At 68.1% G+C, this 19,830-nt stretch carries 18 protein-coding genes; 8 read left to right on the top strand and 10 right to left on the bottom strand.

Annotation, left to right across the window (positions count from 1 at the left end):
* Positions 1–127: 127 nt before the first annotated feature.
* Both KTN05_RS07565 and KTN05_RS07560 read right to left on the bottom strand, forming a co-directional pair.
* On the bottom strand, positions 128–1,069 hold the full coding sequence (locus KTN05_RS07565; protein WP_254368048.1) for a mechanosensitive ion channel family protein: 942 nt from the start codon (positions 1,067–1,069) through the stop codon (positions 128–130).
* A gap of 678 nt (positions 1,070–1,747) precedes the next feature.
* Positions 1,748–2,089 carry a zinc ribbon domain-containing protein YjdM gene (locus KTN05_RS07560; RefSeq protein ID WP_217328767.1) on the bottom strand — a complete coding sequence of 114 codons (342 nt, stop codon included), beginning with the start codon at positions 2,087–2,089 and terminating at the stop codon, positions 1,748–1,750.
* A gap of 723 nt (positions 2,090–2,812) precedes the next feature.
* Between KTN05_RS07560 and KTN05_RS07555 the strand changes: the two genes are divergently transcribed.
* The 3 genes from KTN05_RS07555 (at position 2,813) to hisH (ending at position 5,366) form a co-directional block, all read left to right on the top strand.
* Positions 2,813–4,051 (top strand): hypothetical protein, encoded by a 1,239-nt coding sequence (locus KTN05_RS07555; RefSeq protein ID WP_254368047.1) that lies wholly within the window; start codon positions 2,813–2,815, stop codon positions 4,049–4,051.
* 89 nt (positions 4,052–4,140) lie between these two features.
* Positions 4,141–4,728 (top strand): imidazoleglycerol-phosphate dehydratase HisB, encoded by a 588-nt coding sequence (gene hisB, locus KTN05_RS07550; RefSeq protein WP_217328766.1) that lies wholly within the window; start codon positions 4,141–4,143, stop codon positions 4,726–4,728.
* Complete coding sequence (hisH, locus tag KTN05_RS07545) at positions 4,728–5,366, top strand: imidazole glycerol phosphate synthase subunit HisH (RefSeq protein ID WP_217328765.1); 639 nt, start codon at positions 4,728–4,730, stop codon at positions 5,364–5,366. The genes hisB and hisH overlap by 1 nt, the downstream gene beginning before the upstream one ends.
* A gap of 75 nt (positions 5,367–5,441) precedes the next feature.
* On the opposite strand, the gene KTN05_RS07540 is transcribed toward hisH, so the two are convergent.
* From KTN05_RS07540 to hisD, 4 genes are all read right to left on the bottom strand, one after another.
* Positions 5,442–7,160: a PAS domain-containing methyl-accepting chemotaxis protein gene (locus tag KTN05_RS07540; RefSeq protein ID WP_217328764.1), complete on the bottom strand. Its 1,719-nt coding sequence runs from the start codon at positions 7,158–7,160 to the stop codon at positions 5,442–5,444.
* A gap of 101 nt (positions 7,161–7,261) precedes the next feature.
* Entirely contained in the window at positions 7,262–7,741 is a 480-nt protein-coding gene (locus tag KTN05_RS07535) for a low molecular weight phosphatase family protein (protein WP_217328763.1), read from the bottom strand.
* A 1-nt stretch (position 7,742) separates the two neighbouring features.
* The gene (locus KTN05_RS07530) at positions 7,743–8,219 is read right to left on the bottom strand and encodes a UPF0262 family protein (protein ID WP_217328762.1); all 477 of its coding nucleotides are present in this window, start codon (positions 8,217–8,219) and stop codon (positions 7,743–7,745) included.
* A 5-nt stretch (positions 8,220–8,224) separates the two neighbouring features.
* Positions 8,225–9,529 (bottom strand): histidinol dehydrogenase, encoded by a 1,305-nt coding sequence (gene hisD / locus KTN05_RS07525; RefSeq protein WP_217328761.1) that lies wholly within the window; start codon positions 9,527–9,529, stop codon positions 8,225–8,227.
* 130 nt (positions 9,530–9,659) lie between these two features.
* Between hisD and KTN05_RS07520 the strand changes: the two genes are divergently transcribed.
* A complete protein-coding gene (locus KTN05_RS07520) occupies positions 9,660–9,860 on the top strand; it encodes a CsbD family protein (protein ID WP_217328760.1) in 201 nt (66 codons plus the stop codon).
* Between the two features lie 75 nt (positions 9,861–9,935).
* Here the strand turns inward: KTN05_RS07520 and KTN05_RS07515 are convergent, their stop codons facing one another.
* Positions 9,936–10,994, bottom strand: coding sequence for a DUF475 domain-containing protein (locus KTN05_RS07515; RefSeq protein ID WP_217328759.1), 1,059 nt, complete (start codon positions 10,992–10,994; stop codon positions 9,936–9,938).
* A 177-nt stretch (positions 10,995–11,171) separates the two neighbouring features.
* On the bottom strand, positions 11,172–12,146 hold the full coding sequence (locus KTN05_RS07510; RefSeq protein WP_217328758.1) for a DUF808 domain-containing protein: 975 nt from the start codon (positions 12,144–12,146) through the stop codon (positions 11,172–11,174).
* Positions 12,147–12,284: 138 nt separating this feature from the next.
* On the opposite strand from KTN05_RS07510, the gene cobS reads away from it, so the two are divergent.
* The gene (gene cobS / locus KTN05_RS07505; protein WP_217328757.1) at positions 12,285–13,262 is read left to right on the top strand and encodes a cobaltochelatase subunit CobS; all 978 of its coding nucleotides are present in this window, start codon (positions 12,285–12,287) and stop codon (positions 13,260–13,262) included.
* Positions 13,263–13,305: 43 nt separating this feature from the next.
* A complete protein-coding gene (locus KTN05_RS07500; protein WP_217328756.1) occupies positions 13,306–14,331 on the top strand; it encodes a sulfotransferase in 1,026 nt (341 codons plus the stop codon).
* Positions 14,332–14,369: 38 nt separating this feature from the next.
* Here the strand turns inward: KTN05_RS07500 and KTN05_RS07495 are convergent, their stop codons facing one another.
* Both KTN05_RS07495 and KTN05_RS07490 read right to left on the bottom strand, forming a co-directional pair.
* Entirely contained in the window at positions 14,370–15,305 is a 936-nt protein-coding gene (locus KTN05_RS07495) for a 3-hydroxyacyl-CoA dehydrogenase NAD-binding domain-containing protein (RefSeq protein ID WP_217328755.1), read from the bottom strand.
* A gap of 66 nt (positions 15,306–15,371) precedes the next feature.
* Positions 15,372–15,896 (bottom strand): hypothetical protein, encoded by a 525-nt coding sequence (locus tag KTN05_RS07490; RefSeq protein ID WP_217328754.1) that lies wholly within the window; start codon positions 15,894–15,896, stop codon positions 15,372–15,374.
* A gap of 163 nt (positions 15,897–16,059) precedes the next feature.
* Between KTN05_RS07490 and cobT the strand changes: the two genes are divergently transcribed.
* Together cobT and KTN05_RS07480 are read left to right on the top strand one after the other, a co-directional pair.
* Entirely contained in the window at positions 16,060–17,931 is a 1,872-nt protein-coding gene (cobT, locus tag KTN05_RS07485) for a cobaltochelatase subunit CobT (RefSeq protein WP_217328753.1), read from the top strand.
* 39 nt (positions 17,932–17,970) lie between these two features.
* Complete coding sequence (locus KTN05_RS07480; RefSeq protein ID WP_217328752.1) at positions 17,971–19,800, top strand: aminopeptidase P family protein; 1,830 nt, start codon at positions 17,971–17,973, stop codon at positions 19,798–19,800.
* Positions 19,801–19,830: the final 30 nt, after the last annotated feature.

Here is a 19,830-nt window from a genome sequence, read left to right as displayed (position 1 = left end):
GCTACGACAGATGCCCCATCGTCTTCCTGTCCGCCGTCGCTCTCGCCGCTACCGTCCTCTTCTGGCTCTGAAATCAATGAGTCTGGAGCCTAGCCACGCGAGACGGAAGAGGGATCGAAAGGTGGCGCTATGCCGCGGCCCCCGTCTCGGGATCGGTCGCCGCATAGGGCGGGTGCAGCGTTGCGGGTTCCGGTGTCAGACGGATTCCCTTCTTCCGCACTGCCGCATCGACACGGCCGAAGATCTCGGTCCGGCAGGCGAGTTCGCGATCGTGGCGCGGCACCCAGTATTTCACGCGGTAGGTGATGCCCGCCGGGCCGTAGCGGAAGACCTGCACCTCCGGCGCCCGCCCGGTCATCATGGCGCGGGACGGGGCGAGGGCCTCGTCGATCATGGCTCGCGCATCCCCGACCGGCAGATCCCCCGGCAGCGTCAGCTCGACATGATCGCGATATTCCTGCCGGGGCGCGCTGAAATTGGTGATCCTCTGGCGCGAGATCTGGCTGTTGGGCAGGATGACATAGGTGCTGTCGCGCGTGATCAGCCGGGTCGTGCGCCAGCCGATTTCCTGCACCCGGCCCTGAGCCAGGGTTTCGATCCGCACCCAGTCGCCGATGCGGAAGGGCGCCTCGAACCCCAGCGCCAGCCCTGAGAACACGTCGGCGACGACGTTCCGCACGGCAAAGCCGAGCATCGCCAGCACCAGCCCCGATCCGGTCAGAATGCCCGAAAGATCCTGCCGGAACATCAGCGACAGGCTGATCAGGGTCGCCAGCGCGAACAACGCTGCCCACAGCAGATCCAGCGCCACCTTGGGCACCCGGTGCTTGCCCTTGGGGCGTTCGACCAGCCGGTTCAGGGCCAGCAGATAGAGCAGATGCGCCCCTGAAAACAGCGCCAGCGAGACGATTCCCCGCTGGAGGGCGCCGCTCAGCCCTGCAAGGCCCAGCCCCGCCGGCAGCAGCGCGATGAGCGGCGTGGCAAAGACGGCCAGCAGCGAAAGGCCGATGAATGTGAGAAATGCCGTCAGGCGCTTCGTGCGCGAGGGGATCAGGTCAGCCCTGGTCAAGGCGGCTCTCGATCGTGGGCATGGGCGGCAGCTGTTCGAAGGGGGTGCGGCAGAGCGGGCAGCGATATGCCGCGGCGCGGGGCACGCGGATGCCGCAATGGGAACATTTCGCAGGGGGATGGGGCGGTTTCATGGGATCACCTGTGGTTGCAAGACGGCGAAAAGAAGCTGTCACCCCGACCACGTCCGCTGCATGCCGCAGCTATCGCGGTCGGGGCGAAACATGCGCTTTCTCGCCGCGCAACGATCCCGCAGGTCTACCCACGCGCCTCACCCTCATTTCCAGATTGAAAAACAGCGGTCTTGCGGCGCTGTAGTGTCGATATGGGGTTGAATTCAGGTATTTCAAGGGCTTGCGAGACGCACGCCAGACGGAACGCCTGATCGCCGAGCTTGGCTGGCCCGACATGGCGGTCTGCTCGCTGGAGGGAGCCTCAGCGGCGCTGCGCAGCAATGCCTGGAAAGCCCCGCATCCTTCCCGGACCAGCCGCTCACACCCGAGCCGGATATTTTGCGGCAAACCGCGCCCATGCCGGTGAGCGAAAAGAATCCGCCGGGAAGCTCGGGAGTGCCCGGACCTGCCCGCAGCCGATCGCCGGCTCCCGACGATGCCCTTGTCATGTGGACCTCCCGCAGCCCGGCCCGGGAAATGGAGCCGGAACCCTCGGCCCTTCGGGTCTAATCCGCGACCTTTTTCACGAACTGCGATTTCAGTCCCATCTGACCGATGCCCGGAATCTTGCAGGCGATATCATGATCTCCGTCCACCAGCCGGATGCCGCGGACCTTCGTGCCCATCTTGACGACCGAAGACGAGCCCTTGACCTTCAGATCCTTGATCACGGTGACCGTGTCGCCGTCGCGCAGGACGTTGCCCACGCTGTCACGCACCTCCAAGGCCTCCTCAGAGGTCGTCTCCGGCTGCCATTCGAAGCCGCACTCGGGGCAGGTCAGGAGAGCGTCCACCTCGTAGGTGTAGGCCGAGGCGCATCGGGGGCATGGAGGCAGAGGATCGGTCATGCTGTCCGTATAGCTGCGGCAGACCCAGCAGACCAGACGCCGCGGGGGAGGGGATACGCTCGTCAAGGGCCGGACGAACAGGAGCCGCGCTGCACTGCAGCTTTCCCGAGAGCGGCCGGTCCGGTCAGCATTTCCGCGTCAGCCACCGACCTCGCGCGCACACGTCTTCGGACGGTAGCGGAATAAAGCCCAGCCCCGCCGGGCGCCTGCGTGACGTTCGGCGATTCGCTCACGTCCGCAGGACGTCGCCGCAGGGGCGTAAGATACTCAGGGGGGCTGTGAAAGCCGACTCCGACCCTCTCGCCCTGTTTCAGCAGCTCCCCATCGAGCCGGTGCGGATGCAGCCCACCACCGCAGCAGCGCGGGCGCGCTTTGCCGATCCCGCGCCAGCGCGCCCGCTTGCGGCGGTCCGCCACCGGCGTTTGCGGATCTGGCCGCCGCGGCCCGCGATCCGCACGCCGAAGCCGCGAAACTCTGTGCTCCCGGACCTGCATCGGCTTGCCTCCCTCCGGCATATCGGGCAGCGTCGCGCCGCAGATTGAGAATCGATCCGACGTCTGATTGCAGGCAGTTGGAAACACGCAGAAGTCAGGGCGAGCGGTCCGCAACTCCGCCGGGGAGACCCTTGCCGGGTTCGATGCCAGGCTCGCCACCATCCATTTCGATGGTGACGGTCCCCCCGCTGCGGGGCGCCGGCGCCTCGGCAGCCAGACGGCAGGCCCCATGTCCCATTCCGACAAACCCGAAAAGCCGACGCACACCAAGGCAGATGCGCCCGAATCCGCCGGACCCGACAAGGCCGCCGAACGCGCCGCCCGGCAGGAGCGGAACCGCGCCGACCGCTCGGCGCGGCAGGCCGCCAACAAGGCCGCCCGCGCCGAGCGCAAGCAGCAGCGCGAGGGCAGCGCCGCAGAGCCGCTGGAGAAACGGGCAAAGGCCGGGCAGGGGAGAGTTCAGGCGACTCCCCCGAGCCGGACACCGCCCTTCAACATCCTCGCCGTCGCGCAGTCCGGCCGGTTGGAGCGGCAGGCCGCGTTGCTGGCCGCGAGCTTTCGCCACAGCGCTCCCGATTTTCCCGGCCGGCTGATCGTCGCCGAACCGCAGCCCACCGGCGCGTGGGAGGGCCGCGACGTGCGCATGTCGCCCGAAGGCCGCGCGGCGCTCACCGCACTCGGGGCCGAGATCGTGCCGCTTCACGCGCGGGTCTTCGGCCAGTCCTACCCCTACGGCAACAAGATCGAGGCGCTTTCGCTGCTGCCGGCGGGCGAGCCGTTCCTGTTCCTCGATTCCGACACCCTCGTCACCGGCCGTCTCGATGCGGTGCCGTTCGACTTCGCCCGCCCCACCGCCTCGATGCGGCGCGAGGGGACATGGCCCAAGCCGCCGCTCTACGGCCCCGGCTTCGAGGCGATCTGGAGCTCGCTGCACGACCGCTTCGGGTTGGACTTCGAGTCGTCGCTGGATCTGTCGCAGCCCGACGAACACTGGGAGCGTTATCTCTACTTCAACGCTGGCTGGTTCTGCGGCGCCGATCCGACCGAGTTCGGCCGCCGTTTCCTCGCCTGGTCGCGCGAGGTCCGCGACAATCCCGGCGAGGCGCTCGCCGCGCAGGAACTGGAGCCGTGGCTCGACCAGATCGTGCTGCCGCTGGTGATCCACAGCCTCGGCGGCGGGCGGCCGGGGCCGGAACTGGATGGCATGGATGGGGACGTCACCTGGCACTACCGAAAGCTGTCGCTGCTCTATGCGACGGCGCCCGACAGCGCGGCGCGGACCATCGCGGCGTTGGCGGACCTGCCGGAGCTTGCCCCGATGATGGCCGAATGGCCGGCATGGCAGCAGCTCGTCCGCGGCGGCGATGGCGCGCGGCTGATCCGGCCGATGTTCAACCGCGCCCGCCTTCCCGCGACCGAGCAGCCGATCCGCCATGCGCTCAAAGCCGAAAGCCTCTGGTTGGACTGAAGTGCCGGGACTGACCGGCAGGGATCGGGCCGCCGCTTGCGCGAATGCCGCCCGATCCTGTAGTGCGGAGCCCAGCCGAAGGAGCCGCCATGCGCCATGCCACGATCACCCGCAAGACCGCCGAAACAGACGTCACCGTCACGCTGGGCCTCGATGGCACGGGGGCCTACGCGAACCAGACCGGCGTCGGGTTCTTCGACCACATGCTGGACCAGCTGGCGCGCCATTCGCTGATCGATCTGGACGTGAAGGCCACGGGCGACCTGCATATCGACGATCACCACACGGTCGAGGATACCGGCATCGCGCTGGGTCAGGCGCTGACCCGGGCGCTGGGCGACAAGCGCGGCATCCGCCGCTATGGCAGCTGCCATCTGGTGATGGACGACACGCTGGTCCGGGTTGCGCTGGATCTGTCGGGGCGGCCGTATCTGGCCTGGAACCTGCCCTTCACTGCCGCGACGATCGGCCGCTTCGACACCGAACTGGTGCGCGAGTTCTTCCAGGCGCTGTCCACCCATGGCGGGATCACCCTGCATGTGGACCTGATCCGCGGCATCAACAGCCATCACATCGCCGAGGCGGCGTTCAAGGCGCTGGCCCGCGCGCTGCGCGAGGCGGTCGAGCCCGATCCGCGCATGGCGGGCGTGCTGCCCTCGACCAAGGGTGCGCTGTGATGCGGCTGGTGCTGATCGACTATGACAGCGGCAACCTGCATTCGGCCGAGAAGGCCTTCGCCCGGATGGGCCGCGATGTCGGCGCGGTCGCGGTCGAGGTGACGTCCGACCCCGAGGCGGTGGCCCGCGCCGACCGGATCGTGCTGCCGGGCGACGGCGCCTTCCCGGCCTGCCGCGCGGCGTTCGACGCGCGCCCCGGCCTGCGCGAGGCGCTGGACGAGGCGGTTCTGCGGCGCGGCGTTCCCTTCATGGGCATCTGCGTCGGGATGCAGCTGCTGGCCGATCGTGGCTTCGAGCATCGGGAAACGCCCGGCCTCGGCTGGATCGCGGGCGAGATTCACGCCATTACGCCCGCCGATCCGTTGCTGAAGGTGCCGCATATGGGCTGGAACGACCTTCAGATCCGGCGCGAGCATCCCGTGCTGGCAGGGGTCAGGACAGGGGATCACGCCTATTTCGTCCATGGCTGGCAGTTCGTCCCCAGCGATCAGGATGCGCTTCTGGCCGCGGTCGATTATGGTGGGCCGGTCACGGCGGTGGTGGGGCGGGACAACGTCGTCGGCACCCAGTTCCATCCCGAAAAGTCCCATGACGTGGGGCTGCGGATCATCCGCAACTTCCTGGAATGGCAGCCCTGAGACTTGCGGGCTGCTGAGGCGGGCGCTGCCGCGAGGTGCGGGCATCGCTGCCCATGACCGGCGCGGAAGATCGCCTCACGCCGCCTGTTGAGCAGGCCCCGAGCCGGACTCCTGCTGCCCCGCCCCGCCCGCACCTGAGGGTCGTGTCTCGGCGGTGCGGAAGTGGCCCATCAGCCGGCCCAGCTCGTCCACCTGCGACGACAGCGCCGCAGCGGCCGCCGCATACTGGCCCGACATCGACAGGTTCGCCTGATTGACCCCGTCGAGCTGCGACAGCGCCTCGGACACCTCGTGCACGCCGTGCGACTGTTCGGTGGTCGCGTGGGCGATGCCGGTGATGTTCTGGACCACCCCGCTGACGGCGGCCTGGATCTGATCGAGCGAGATGCCCGCATCGCGCACCAGCCTGACGCCCGCCTTCACCTCGGTCTCGCTCTTGCCGATCAGGTCGGCGATGTTCTGCGAGGCTTTGGCAGATTGCTGGGCGAGGTTGCGGACCTCGTTGGCGACGACGGCGAAGCCCCGGCCGACCTCGCCCGCACGCGCGGCCTCGACGGCGGCGTTGATCGACAGCAGGTTGGTCTGGAAGGCGAAGCCTTCGATGACGCGGGTGAACTCGCCCATCTGGCGTGTGTGCTGGTCGATCCGCTCGATCGCCTCGATCGCCTGCGACACGACCTCGGCCCCTTTCAGCACGACCTGAAGCGCGTCGCGGGCGGCCGCATCCGCGTCGCGGGCGGCCTGGCTGGTCATGGCGATGTTGCCCGAGATCTGCTCGACCGCGGCCGCCGTCTGCTCCATCGAGGCGGCCTGCGCTTCGCCCCGCCGGGCAAGCTCGCCCGCGGCGATGGCGATCGCCTCGGATTCGCTGTTCATCGCGTTGGTGCGGCTGCGCACGTCCAGCACCATGTCGCGGAAACCCGTCATCATGCCGTTGAAGGTTTCCCGCACCGGCCCGAACTCGCCGCCGACCTCGGGGCCGAGACGGGCGCCGAGGTTGCCGCGCGAGAGCGAGCCGAGCCCGGCGATCAAACTGTCCACGGCGGCGCGGCGCTCGGTCACGTCCATCACGAGCTTCAGCACCGAGGCGATCCGGCCCCACGCATCGGTGACGGGAACGTAGCTGCCGTGAACCCAGACGGTGCTTCCGTCCGCACGCACCCGCCTGTACTCGCCCGAGATGCTGACGCCGCCGGAAAGGCGGTTCCAGAGCAGGCGATAATCCTCCCCCTCGGCGTCCTGCGGGGGAACGAGCAAGCGGTGATGGCGGCCGACGATGTCATCCAGCCGGTAGCCGGTCATGGCCAGGAAGTTGTCATTCGCGCCGAGGATCTGGCCCTGCGGCGAGAACTCGATCAGCGCCTGTGCCTGACCCAGCGCCTGCAGCTTGCCGAGCGCGGCCTGCGCTGCGACCTTGGCGGCGGTGATGTCGGTCCCGAGCATGACGATCTGATCCACCTGCCCGGCCGCGTTCCTGACCGGGCTGTAGACGGCGCGGATCCAGTAGCTCGACCCGTCGCGGGCGACGCGCTGGAATTCGCCTGTCTGCGCCTCTCCGGCCCGCAGCCTTGCCCAGAAATCGGGCTGGCCGCGGGACACGGGGTCCGCCGGGTCCAGAAGGATGCTGTGGGGCTGGCCGATCAGCTCGCCCTGCTGATAGCCGCAAAGCTCCAGCTGGCGCGGACTGGCCGAGACGATCCGCCCGTCGGGCGAATGGACCAGCACGCATTGCACCTTGTCGATCAGCGCGAGGGCCGTGTCGGTGTCGTGATGGATGAAGCTGGTGGCAGACATGCGAGGCCCTTTTCCGCTGCGTTGTCCGCAGTGTTAGGGCCGCCCGGTTAAGATCGGGTTAGCTGCGCCGGGACGCTGGCCGGAATCGCCTGAAATCGCGCTCAACCGGTCGCCTGTTCTGCGCTGTCGGACGAGGGCGGGCCGAATCGATGGGCCATCCGGCCCAGGATCTGGTCGCGCGCCGCGCGATAGGCGGCGAGCTTGCCCTCGCGGTCCTCGGCAAGGCCGGTGGGGTCCATGATCGGCCAGTATTCCACATGCACATGCGCGCTGCGCGTCAGTTCCAGCGCGTACCGCTGGCTGGCCGGGGTCAGCGCCACGATCAGGTCGAACTGGCCCAGATCGTCGCCCCAGTCGCGCATGTCCTCGAAGCTGCGCGAGCGGTGGCGGGACAGTTCAACCCCCATTTCGGTGCAGACGGCCACGGCGAAGCCATCCACCTCCATGTCGCTGCGCACGCCCGCCGACTGCACATAGGCGCGGCGGCCGTAGAGCATCTTCATCAGCCCCTCGGCCATGGGCGAGCGAATGGCGTTGTGATCGCAGCAGAACAGGACCGAGCGGGGAAACCGGTCCGTCATGTCAGTCCGGGATCAGCGCGCAGACCAGCGTGAAGAGGCGCCGGGCCGTGTCGATATCGACCTCGGCCTTGCCTTCCAGACGCTCCTGCAAGGTGCGGGCGCCTTCGTTGTGGATGCCGCGCCGGGCCATGTCGATGGCCTCGATCTGGGAGGGGGGCAGCTTGCGGACCGCCTCGAAATAACTGCGGCAGATCTGGAAATAATCCTTCACCACCTGACGGAACGGACCCATCGACAGGTGGAACTCCGCCAGCGCCGCGCCGGATTCGGTGGTCAGGTCGAAGACCAGCCGCCGGTCGCGGACGGCCAGCAGCAAGGCGTAGGGACCGGGCGGGATCTCCACCCCGTCGCGGACCGGCAGGGCGAAGCTGTTGTCTTCCAGCAGGTCGAAGACGGCGACGCGGCGTTCCTGCTCCATCTCCGGCGTGGCGGGGGGCAGGGCGCTGTCGTCGATGTCGATGCGGATGATGCGGGTCATGGCGGTCATCCTTCGTTGAGCGAGTCCAGCCGCGCCTGGACCGAGCGGGCATGGGCGGACAGTCCTTCGGCCGTCGCAAGCTGCACGGCGGCGGGACCGATGGCGGCAAGCGAGCCGGGGCCGAGGCGCGAGATCGTGGTGCGCTTGAGGAAATCCATCACCGACAGCCCTGACGAGAACCGGGCCGAGCGGGCGGTGGGCAGGACGTGGTTCGGTCCGCTGACATAATCGCCCGCGGCCTCGGGCGTCCAGCCGCCCATGAAAATCGCGCCCGCGTGGCGGCAGAGCGCGGCGAGCGGTTCGGGATCGTCCACGCAAAGCTCCAGATGCTCGGGGGCGATGCGGTCGCTGAGGGCGGCGGCCTCGGCCAGATCGCGGGTCACGATGATCGCCCCGTGATCGCGCCAGCTTGCGCCGGCGATGGCGGCGCGGGGCAGGGTGGGCATCAGCCGCTCGACAGCTTCCGCAACGGCGGCGGCCAGCGCCGGATCGGAGGTGACGAGGATCGACTGGGCGTCGGCGTCGTGTTCGGCTTGCGCCATCAGGTCCAGCGCCAGCCATTCGGGGTTCTGCCCCGCCTCGGCGATGATGAGCACTTCCGACGGACCTGCGATCATGTCGATGCCGACGCGGCCGAAGACCTGCCCCTTGGCGGCGGCGACATAGGCGTTGCCGGGGCCGGTGATCTTGTCCACGGGGCGGATGGTTCCGGTGCCGTAGGCCAGCGCCGCGATCGCCTGCGCGCCGCCGATCCGGTAAATCTCGTCCACCCCGGCGATCTGGCAGGCGCGCAGGACCAACGGGTTGACCGCGCCATCCGGTGTCGGCACGCAGACCGCCAGCCGCTCCACCCCGGCCACCCGCGCCGGAATGGCGTTCATCAGCACGGACGAGGGATAGCTTGCCTGCCCGCCCGGCACATACAGCCCCGCAGAGGCAATGGGGGTCCAGCGCCAGCCAAGCTCCGCGCCGGCCGCGTCCGTCCAGCGTTCATCGGCGGGCATCTGGCGCTGGTGATAATCGCGGATGCGCGCGGCGGCGAGGTCCAGCGCCTCGGCGTCCTGCGGCGAGACCTGCGCGGCGGCGGCGTCGATCTCCTCGGGGGTGAAGCGCAGCTGGTCGGGGGTCAGCGTCAAGCGGTCGAAGCGGGTCGTCAGATCGATCAGCGCCGCATCACCCCGCGCGCGGACGTCGCGGATGATCGCAGCGACGGCATCGCCCACATCGGCCGAATCCTCGCGCTTGGCGGCGAGCAGGGCGGCGAAGCGCGCCTCGAAATCGGGATCGGTGGTCGAAAGCGTCACGGGCATGGGCGCGGCCTTTCCTGCGGTCCAGCCCTGTTAGCCGCTGCCGACTGCCCGCTCAAGTGCGCGAGAGCGTCGGAACCCCGGTCGCGCTTGGGTTGTTGTTTGGCAGATAAGGCAATGAAAGGATTTCGCAATGGATGCGGATGTCATCAAGGGCAAGTGGAACCAGCTCAAGGGTTCGGTCAAGCGCGAATGGGGCGACCTGACCGATGACGAGATCACCCAGATCGACGGCGATGCCGACAAGCTGTCGGGCAAGCTGCAGGAACGCTATGGCTGGGCCAAGACGGATGCCGAGGAGAAGATGAACGACTTCTTCCGCCGCAATCCCTGACGCGGCAAGGCAAAGGCCATGAATGGACAAGGGCGCCCACGGGCGCCCTTCTTGATGCGTTCTGCACGGATGGTTTCAGCGCGTGTCGGGCGCGGCGGCCGCGTTGCGCTTGTTCCAGCGCAGCGAGGACAGGAACGACAGCCCGATCACCGTGGCACCGCCAAGGCCGGTGATCGCCTCGGGAATGTGCCACATGCTCTGGGCGAACATGACGATGGACAGGATCAGGATCGACCAGAACGCGCCATGCTCCAGATAGCGGAATTCGGCCAGCGTGCCCTTTTCCACCAGCATGATGGTCATCGAGCGGACATACATCGCGCCGATCCCGAGACCGATGGCGATCAGGAACAGGTTCTGGGTGAGCGCGAAGGCGCCGATCACGCCGTCGAAGCTGAACGAGGCGTCCAGCACCTCGAGATACAGGAATCCGCCCAGACCCGCCTGGCCCGCCGCGGTGGCCTGCCGGCTGCCCCAGCGGTCGAGGACATGCCCCAGCGCGTCCACGGCCAGGTAGGTCACGATCCCCCACATCGCGGCGAACATGAACGTGCCCTCGTCCCCGACCGGCAGCAGGATCGTGAACAGCAGCACGAAGATCAGGACGAACCCGACCTCCATCCCCCGGATGCTGCCCATGCTGCGCAGACGCTTCTCAAGCACCTCGACCCAGTGGACCTCTTTCGACTGGTCGAAGAAGTAGTTGAGCGCCACCAGCATCAGGAACGCGCCGCCGAAGGCCGCGATGGGCAGGTGGGCGTCGCCGATCATCTGCGCGTAGGTGTCCGGGTCGGTCGCGGCCAGCCGGACGGCGGCCCAGGGGCCGATCTGCGCGGCGATGACCACGATGAGCAGCGGAAAGATGATCCGCATCCCGAAGACGGCGATGACGATCCCCCAGGTCAGGAACCGCCGCTGCCAGACCGGCGACATCGTCACCAGCTTGTTGGCGTTGACGATCGCGTTGTCGAAGGACAGCGAGATTTCCAGCACCGCCAGCACCGCGCCGATCAGCAGGAACGAGAGCATCCCCGAAACGCTGTGCGAATAGCCCCAGCCGATCCACGCAGCCAGCAGAAGGCCGGCCACGGTCACGATCAGGGGCCACTTCAGATACGACAGGGTGGACTTCATGCGGGCTCCCGACTCGCTGCTTCGTGATGCTGGGCCTTGCGGCTGGGTCCAGATATGCCCGAGGCGGTCGGACAGCAAGTGTGGCCTGGGCGGCGGCTTGCCTGCAAGGCGGTGCGGGCCGCGCAGGAAATGGACGGGCGGCCCGGCCAGAGGCTCGGGCCCGCCCGCCGTTTCAGGTCAATGCGCCTCGGCCCGCTTGCCGGTGACGGCCGAGATCAGCGGATTGATGACGTGATGGGCGACCGGGATCAGCAGCAGCCCCAGCAGCAGCCCGAAGATCCCGTCGAAGAACGCAGTCACCGCCCAGCCGATGATGCCGGAAACCGACGGCGGCGCGGCGTGCGAGGCGCCCGCGGACCAGTGATGGATCGTGTCGTAGGGCAGGGGGAAGCCCAACTCGTAAAGGCCGTGCAGCACGATGTTGCCGCCGACCCACAGCATCGCGGCGGTGCCGACGATGGTCAGCCCCTTCATGAAGCCGGGCATGAACTTGACGATGCCGATTCCCACGCGCTCCAGGAATCCCGTCCGCCGGCGGGCCAGCGACAGGCCGTAATCATCCGCCTTCACGATCAGCGCCACCGCGCCATAGACGGCGACCGTGATCAGGACCGCCACCGCAAAGAGGACCAGCGCCTTGATCCACAGGCTCTGCTCGGGCGGAATGGTGGACAGCGCGATGGTCATGATCTCGGCCGACAGGATGAAGTCGGTCTTGATCGCGCCCTTGACCCTGGCTTCCTCCAGATGCGCCTTGTCGCCGCCCTGCGCGTCGTGGGCCGCGTCCTCCTCGTGCGGGCCGGAGATCGCGTGCCAGACCTTCTCGGCCCCCTCGAAGCACAGATAGGAGCCGCCCAGCATCAGCAATGGCGTGATCGCCCACGGCGCGAAAACGGTGAGCAGCAGGGCGATCGGCAGCAGGATCACGACCTTGTTGAAGATCGAGCCGCGCGCGATCTTGAACACGATGGGCAGTTCCCGGCTGGCATCGGCGCCGTGGACGTATTTCGGCGTGACCGCCGCATCGTCGATCACGGCGCCGGCGGCTTTCATCCCCGCCTTGGCCGACATGCCGGCCACGTCATCGACGGATGCCGCCGCCACCTTGGCGATGCCCGCCACGTCGTCCAGCAATGCGAGAAGTCCGCTCATCTTTGTCCCTTCGTGTCCTTGCGCCGCTATCGGCCTTGCGCCGGAACGCGCGGCGCGCCGTTCCGGTTCAGCGTCCGCACCTTGCACCCACCTTCCGAATCCGCCATCACCCGTTGACGACAGTGAAAGGGGCGGGCCATGGCCGATCTGGACCAACACGCGAAACCGACCGAGGACATCAACGTCCGCGACGTCTTCGGCGTCGATAGCGACATGAAGGTCAAGGGCTTCGCCGAACGCACCGAACGTGTGCCGGATCTGGACTCGACCTACAAGTTCGATCCCGACACCACGCTCGCGATTCTGGCAGGCTTCGCCTATAACCGCCGGGTGATGATCCAGGGCTATCACGGCACCGGGAAATCGACGCATATCGAGCAGGTGGCCGCGCGGCTGAACTGGCCGACGGTGCGCGTGAACCTAGACAGCCACGTTTCGCGCATCGACCTGATCGGCAAGGACGCGATCAAGCTGGTCGAGGGCAAGCAGGTCACCGTCTTCCACGAGGGCATCCTGCCCTGGGCGCTGCGCAACCCCACCGCCATCGTCTTCGACGAATACGACGCGGGCCGGGCCGATGTGATGTTCGTGATCCAGCGCGTGCTGGAGGCCGAGGGCAAGCTGACCCTGCTGGACCAGAACGAGGTGATCTCGCCCAACCCCTATTTCCGCCTGTTCGCGACGGCGAACACGGTCGGCCTCGGCGACACGACCGGCCTCTACCACGGCACCCAGCAGATCAACCAGGGCCAGATGGACCGCTGGAACCTCGTGGCGACGCTGAACTACCTGTCCCACGACGCTGAAACGGCGATCGTTCTGGCGAAGGTGCCGCAGATGAACACGGAAAAGGGCCGCCGGGTCGTCGCGCAGATGGTGACGCTGGCCGACCTGACCCGCACGGCGTTCATGCAGGGCGACCTGTCCACGGTGATGTCGCCGCGCACGGTCATCAGTTGGGCGCAGAACGCGCGCATCTTCGACAATATTGGCTATGCGTTCCGCCTGACCTTCCTGAACAAATGCGACGAGCTGGAGCGCCAGACCGTGGCCGAGTTCTACCAGCGCCTGTTCGACGAGGAACTGCCGGAAAGCGCGGTCGCAAAGGCGGGTTGACGGCGGCGCTTCAGGCCGAAGCCGGATCAGAGCGAGGTTGCAGATGGCCCGGATCATCTTCCATGTCGGAATGGGGAAAACCGGCACTACCACTATCCAGGCGGCGTTGGCCAAGAGCGCAGATGCGCTGACTGAAACCGGCCATCACTATTTCGGCCAGTGGCTAGGGGAGATTGGGCCGGAGTTTGACCAGTTCGACGGGTTCCAACGCTTCTTGCAGCAATCGCCGGAGCAGTTGCAGCGCCACGCCGAAACGCTGCTCGCGGCCATCGACCGGATCGAGGCCGCGACCGGTGCGCAAACCTTCATCCTGTCGAATGAACAGTATCTGGAAAACCTTACAAGACTGGCCGATTTCTTCCGAGTCATCGCGTCAAAGGCGAGCCTGTGGGTGGTCATATTCGTGCGCTCACCGGAGCAGTGGCTTCCTTCGGCCTATGTTCAGTGGGGCGTCGTTCACAAGACGAACCCGGGGCCGGTTCGCAGCTTCGCCACCAAAGCCCGCGAACTGATGCGGCAGTATGAGTACGTGCGGCAGTGGAAAGAGATGCTGGGAACGGCAGTCACGATCCGCGCCCATGACGACAAGAGCGATGTCTTGCAGGAATTTGCTTCGACAATCGGGCTGTCCCTGCGCCTAGACCAGAATCGCCGGCAAATGCGGCCATCCGTGTCCGAAACCATTCTGCGGGCGGCGTGCAATTCTACCTTGTCCGAGACGGTTCTGCCCGAAGTATATAATACCATTCGGGCAAAGTATATGCCGGCCGGAGTTCCGGTCCACCTGTCTCAAAAGATTTCTCATATCTTCGACTGGTCAGGAATACCGGAGATCCTCGCCGAACACCGCGAGATCGTTTCGTTCATCGAGCACGAGACCGGTATTGATGTCGGTCAGAACATGCCGGTTCCGCCGGCCTATGACGCCGCGCAGCTTTCGGATGAACTGCTCGGTGCAATGATCAGCATCGTTTCGGGCCAGGCGCACGAGATCCGCGATCTGCGGACAAGCGTTGACATGCTGAAGCGGGAACTGTCCGACCTGCGAACGGAGCTTGCGGCAAAATAGGCCGTGGAGATTCACCGGTGGCTCCGGCGGTCGCCCCCTTACACCGTCCGGTCCACCGCCAGCAGCCGCAGCAGCGCGGCATTGCGGGCGCGGGTCAGGTCATCGATGCAGCGCCCCTCGGTTTCGTCCTCGACGCCCTCGATGATTGCGCGCCGGGTCGGCTGGTCCAGCGAGGCCTCGCCCAGATCCTCCCACCAGCTTTCGACTGCCGGGCCGAGATTTTCCATGAACGCCGCCATGCCGCCCGCGCCGCCGCCGAGATGGAAGGTCAGATGCGGCCCCATCAGCGCCCAGCGGATGCCGATCCCGGCGGTCATCGCACGGTCGATGTCGCCGACCGAGGCGACGCCCTCGGCAGCCAGATACACCGCCTCGCGCCACAGCGCCGCCTGCAGGCGGTTGGCGACGTGGCCGGTGATCTCGCGGTCCACGCGGATAGGCTGCTTGCCGAGGCCGGTATAGAACCGCATCGCCGCCTCGATCGCAGCCGATGAGGTGCGGCTGCCGCCGACCACCTCGACCAGCGGGATCAGATGCGGCGGGTTGAACGGGTGGCCGATGACCAGCCGCTCGGGGTGGGTCATGCCGCGCTGCAAGTCGCTGGGCATGATGCCGGAGGTCGAGGACAGGATCAGCGCCTCGGGCGGCAGGGTGCTTTCGATCCGGGCGAGAATGTCGCGCTTGAGGTCGATCCGCTCGGGCGTGTTCTCCTGCACGATGTCGGCGGCTCGCGCGGCCTCGGCGGCATCCTCGTGGAAACTTAGCCGCGCCAGCGCGTTATCGGCCGAACCTTGCGCTATTTCCAGCGCGACAAGGTCGTCCCAGTTGGCGCGGACCTGCTCGCGCAGCCGCGCCTCGGCGCCAGTTGCCGTGTCGCTGGCCGCGACCTCGTGGCCGGCGGCGAGGAACAGCGCGGTCCAGCTTGCCCCGATCGTGCCGGCGCCGATCACCGCGATCCGCATAGGTTGCTGCATGGCGGCCTCCGTCTGTTTGCCTTGCCGAGCAATGCACAGGGTGGCAGCGGCTGCAATGGCCCCGGCTCAGCGCGAAGCATACGCCATCAGCGCCCGGAACAGCTCCGGCGGCAGGTTCTGCGGGTCGGTGATGGTGATGGACGTGCCGGGCGGCAGGGCGGCGGGATCGCCCTCGGCAGGGCGCGAGGGCTGCACGGCGGCGCGGGCCGCCCCTGTATCCAGCGCCTGAAGCGTGCCGGCCAGCGAGGGCATCCGTGTATCCGGCGGGACCGCCGCGCCTGCCGCCTGATCGGCCAGCGCCTGCTCCTGCGCGGCGGCGATGCGGGTGTCGAGTTCCGCCGCGGATTGCTGCTGCATCTGCCGAAGCTGGGCATTCAGCTGCGACTGCACCTGCTCCTGCATCCGGGCGGTGGCCTGCCCCAGCTGCGCCTTCACCGCCTCGACCCCGTCCAGATAGCCGGCGGTGTAGGCGTCCTTCACGCCCGCCTCGCAGCCCGCCTTGGCGCGCAGCACGGGACGCTCCGCCTCCTGCGCGGCAAGAGGGGCGGCAAACAGCGCGGCGAGCAGCAGGGGGGTCATCAGGCGGGTCATGGGGCCTCCGTTCATCTGCCCTCCAACGCCGGGGACCGGCGGGCGGGTTCCTGACCCACTCGACACCGGCGCACACATGTCGGACAAGGGTGGATGACGCCGGCCCCCGAAATCCCCGGCACGCCCGCGCATGACGGGCCGCCCGGAAACCGCGTGAAGCCCGATGAAGAAAACCGACAACCCCGCAGATCCGTTCAAGAAGGCACTGACCGAGGCGACCCGCGCCCTGGCCGAGGAGCATGAGCTGAACATCACCTTCACCGCCGATCCTTCGGGCGTGGCGGGCGACACGATGCGCCTGCCGCAGGTCAGCCGCCGGATGACCCGCGACGAGGTGCTGATGGCGCGCGGCACCGCCGATGCGCTGGCGATGAAGGTCCGCCACCACGACGCCGGGGTCCACGCCCGCTACGCGCCCTCAGGCCCCGTCGCGCGCGAGCTTTACGAAGCGATGGAAACCGCCCGCTGCGAGGCGCTGGGCGCGCGCGAGATGCCGGGCGCGCTGTCGAACATCGACGCCAAGATCGGCTTCGACGCCGAGCGCAAGGGTTACGGCCAGATCCGGCAGGCCTCGGATGCGCCGCTGGCGGTCGCGGCGGGCTATCTGGTGCGGCAGGCGGCGACCGGGCGCAAGCTGCCCGCCGCTGCGCAGCACGTCGCCGATCTGTGGCGGCCCTTCGTGGACCAGCAGGCCGGGGACACGCTGGACCGGGCGGCGCACTCGATGGCCGATCAGGCGGCGTTCGCCCGCATGGCGCGGCAGATGATCGCCGATCTCGGCTATGCCGACCAGCTTGGCGACGATCCCGACGAATCGCAGGACGATGCCGAGGACAACGCCGAGCAGGAAGACGACGATTCCGGCCAGACCCCGCCCCAGCAGCAGGAAGAGGGCGAGGACGCCGAGGTCAGCCCCGAGCGCACGCAGGAGCAGACGCAGGACGAGCGGCAGGCCCAGGTCAGCATGGACGACCAGGCCGACGACGAGATGGCTGACGAGGCCGAGATGTCCGACGCCGACGCACCGCCCGAACTTCCGCCCCCGGTCAGCGAGGCTTCCGCCGACTACAAGGTCTTCACCCAGGCCCATGACGAGGAGATCCGGGCCGAGGATCTGGCCGATCCAGCGGAACTGGAGCGGCTGCGCGCCTATCTCGACAAGCAGTTGGATCCGCTGCGGGGCGCGGTGTCGCGGCTGGCCAACAAGCTCCAGCGCCGGCTTCAGGCGCAACAGAACCGCAGCTGGGAGTTCGACAAGGAGGAGGGCGTTCTGGACGCCGGCCGCCTCGCCCGCGTGGTGGCGAACCCGACCACGCCGCTGTCCTTCAAGGTCGAGAAGGATACCGAGTTCCGCGACACGGTGGTGACGCTGCTGATCGACAACTCGGGCTCGATGCGGGGCCGTCCCATCTCCATCGCGGCGATTTGCGCCGACGTGCTGGCGCGGACGCTGGAACGCTGCTCGGTCAAGGTGGAAATCCTCGGCTTCACCACCCGCGCCTGGAAGGGCGGGCAGTCGCGCGAGGACTGGCTGAAGGCCGGACGCCCCGCGACGCCGGGGCGGCTGAACGATCTGCGCCACATCATCTACAAGAACGCCGACGCGCCGTGGCGGCGGGTGCGGCCCAACCTTGGCCTGATGATGAAGGAAGGGCTGCTGAAGGAGAACATCGACGGCGAGGCGCTGGAATGGGCGCATCGCCGCATGGCCCGCCGCAGCGAGGCGCGGAAGATCCTGATGGTGATCTCGGACGGGGCGCCGGTGGACGATTCCACGCTGTCGGTGAACCCGGCGAACTATCTGGAAAAGCACCTGCGCGACGTGATCGCGATGGTGGAACGGCGCAAGCAGGTGGAGCTGATCGCCATCGGCATCGGCCATGACGTGACCCGCTACTACGAGCGCGCCGTGACGATAACCGACGCCGAGCAGCTTGCCGGCGCGATGACGGAGCAACTCGCCGCGCTGTTCGAAAGCGATCCGAAGAAGCGCGCGCGGGCATTCGGTCATTCTTCACGGCGTTTCGCTGGGTAGGGCGGCGCGTCGGATGATCGGCAAACGGGCGGGGACGGCATGACGCGGCAGGCGGGCGAGGACGGCGCGGGGCTTCAGGATTTCAACGCCGGGGCCGACCCCGCGGCAGCGGCCCCTCGCATTGCAGCGCTGCGCGCAGGGATGGCCGCGCAGGATCTGGACGCGGTGCTGATCCCCCGCGCCGACGCGCATCAGGGCGAATATGTCGCCGATCGCGACGCGCGCCTGCGCTGGCTCACCGGGTTTTCTGGCAGCGCGGGCTTTGCCATCGTCACGGCGACGCAGGCGGCGGTGTTCATCGACGGCCGCTACCGCGTGCAGGTGCGGGCCGAGACAGATCCCGCGATCTTCACCCCCGTCAACTGGCCCGAGACCTCCGCCGCCGACTGGCTGCTGAAGGCGCTGCCCGGCGGCGGCAATGTCGGCTTCGACCCCTGGCTGCACACGCGGGCCGAGATCGCGGCGCTGGAGCGGAGGCTCGGCCCCGCCTCCATCGCACTGGTCGCCATCGACAACCCCGTGGACGCGATCTGGCCGGACCGGCCCGACGGGCCCGAGGGCGCCGTCCGCATCCACCCCGCCGACCTCGCCGGGGCCGAGCCGCATGAGCGCCGCGCCGACATCGCCACCGTGCTGCGCAAGTCGGGCCAGCGGGCGGCGGTGCTGACCCAGCCCGACTCCATCGCCTGGCTGCTGAACATCCGCGGCGCGGACATCCCCCGCAATCCCGTCGTGCAGGGTTTCGCCATCATCGAGGATAGCGGGCAGGTAAGCCTTTTCGCCGAGCCGTCGAAGTTCGATCCGGCCCTGCGGGCCCATCTGGGGAACGAGGTCACGATCCTGCCGCCCGACGCGCTTTCCCCCGCGCTGGTGGGGCTGGCGGGGCCGGTGCGGATCGACCCGCAGTCCGCGCCCGAACGGCTGTTCCGGCTGCTGGAAGGGCAGGGCACCGCCATTGCCGCCGACCCAGACCCGGTCGCGCTGCCCAAGGCCCGCAAGACCCCCGCTGAACTGGCCGGGATGCGCGCCGCCCATCTGCGCGACGCGGCGGCGATGGTCCGGGCGCTGGCGTGGATCGACGCGCAGGTGCCGGGGCGGTTCACCGAAATCGACACCGTCCGCGCGCTGGAACGCTTCCGGGTCGAGGCCGGGGCCCGCGACATCAGCTTCGACACGATCTGCGGTGCGGGGCCGAACGGGGCCATCGTCCATTACCGGGTGACGCACGCCACCAACCGCACCGTGCAGCCGGGCGACCTGCTGCTGCTGGATTCCGGCGGGCAGTATGAGGACGGCACCACCGACATCACCCGCACCATCCCCATTGGCCCGCCGAACGAGGCCGCACGCGATCCCTATACGCGCGTGCTCAAGGGCATGATCGCGCTCAGCCGGCTGCGCTTTCCCAAGGGGCTTTCGGGTCGCGACATCGAGGCGGTGGCGCGCGCGCCGCTGTGGACGGCGGGGCTGGATTTCGACCACGGCACCGGCCACGGCGTCGGCGCGGCGCTCAGCGTCCACGAAGGCCCGGCCCGCATCTCGCGCCGCTCGGGAATCCCGATCGAGCCGGGGATGATCTTCTCGAACGAGCCGGGCTATTACCGCGAGGGCGAGTTCGGCATCCGCATCGAGAACCTGATCGCCGTCGAGGCCGCCGAAAGCCCCGATGGCCGCGACATGCTCGGGTTCGAGACGCTGACCTGGGTGCCCATCGATACGCGGCTGATCGCCCCGCATCTGCTGTCGGGGGACGAAATCGGCTGGCTTGACGCCTATCACGCCCGCATCCGCGAGGCGGTCGCGCCGCTGGTCGAGGGCCCGGACCGGGACTGGCTGATCCGCGTCACGCGCCCCTTGGCCGCAGGCTGACCGTCTTGCGCGGCCCATGCGCCGCGCTAT

The sequence above is a fragment of the Paracoccus sp. Z118 genome (genome assembly GCF_019061185.1).
Taxonomy (GTDB): domain Bacteria; phylum Pseudomonadota; class Alphaproteobacteria; order Rhodobacterales; family Rhodobacteraceae; genus Paracoccus.
This window is presented reverse-complemented; position numbering and strand designations above follow the sequence as displayed.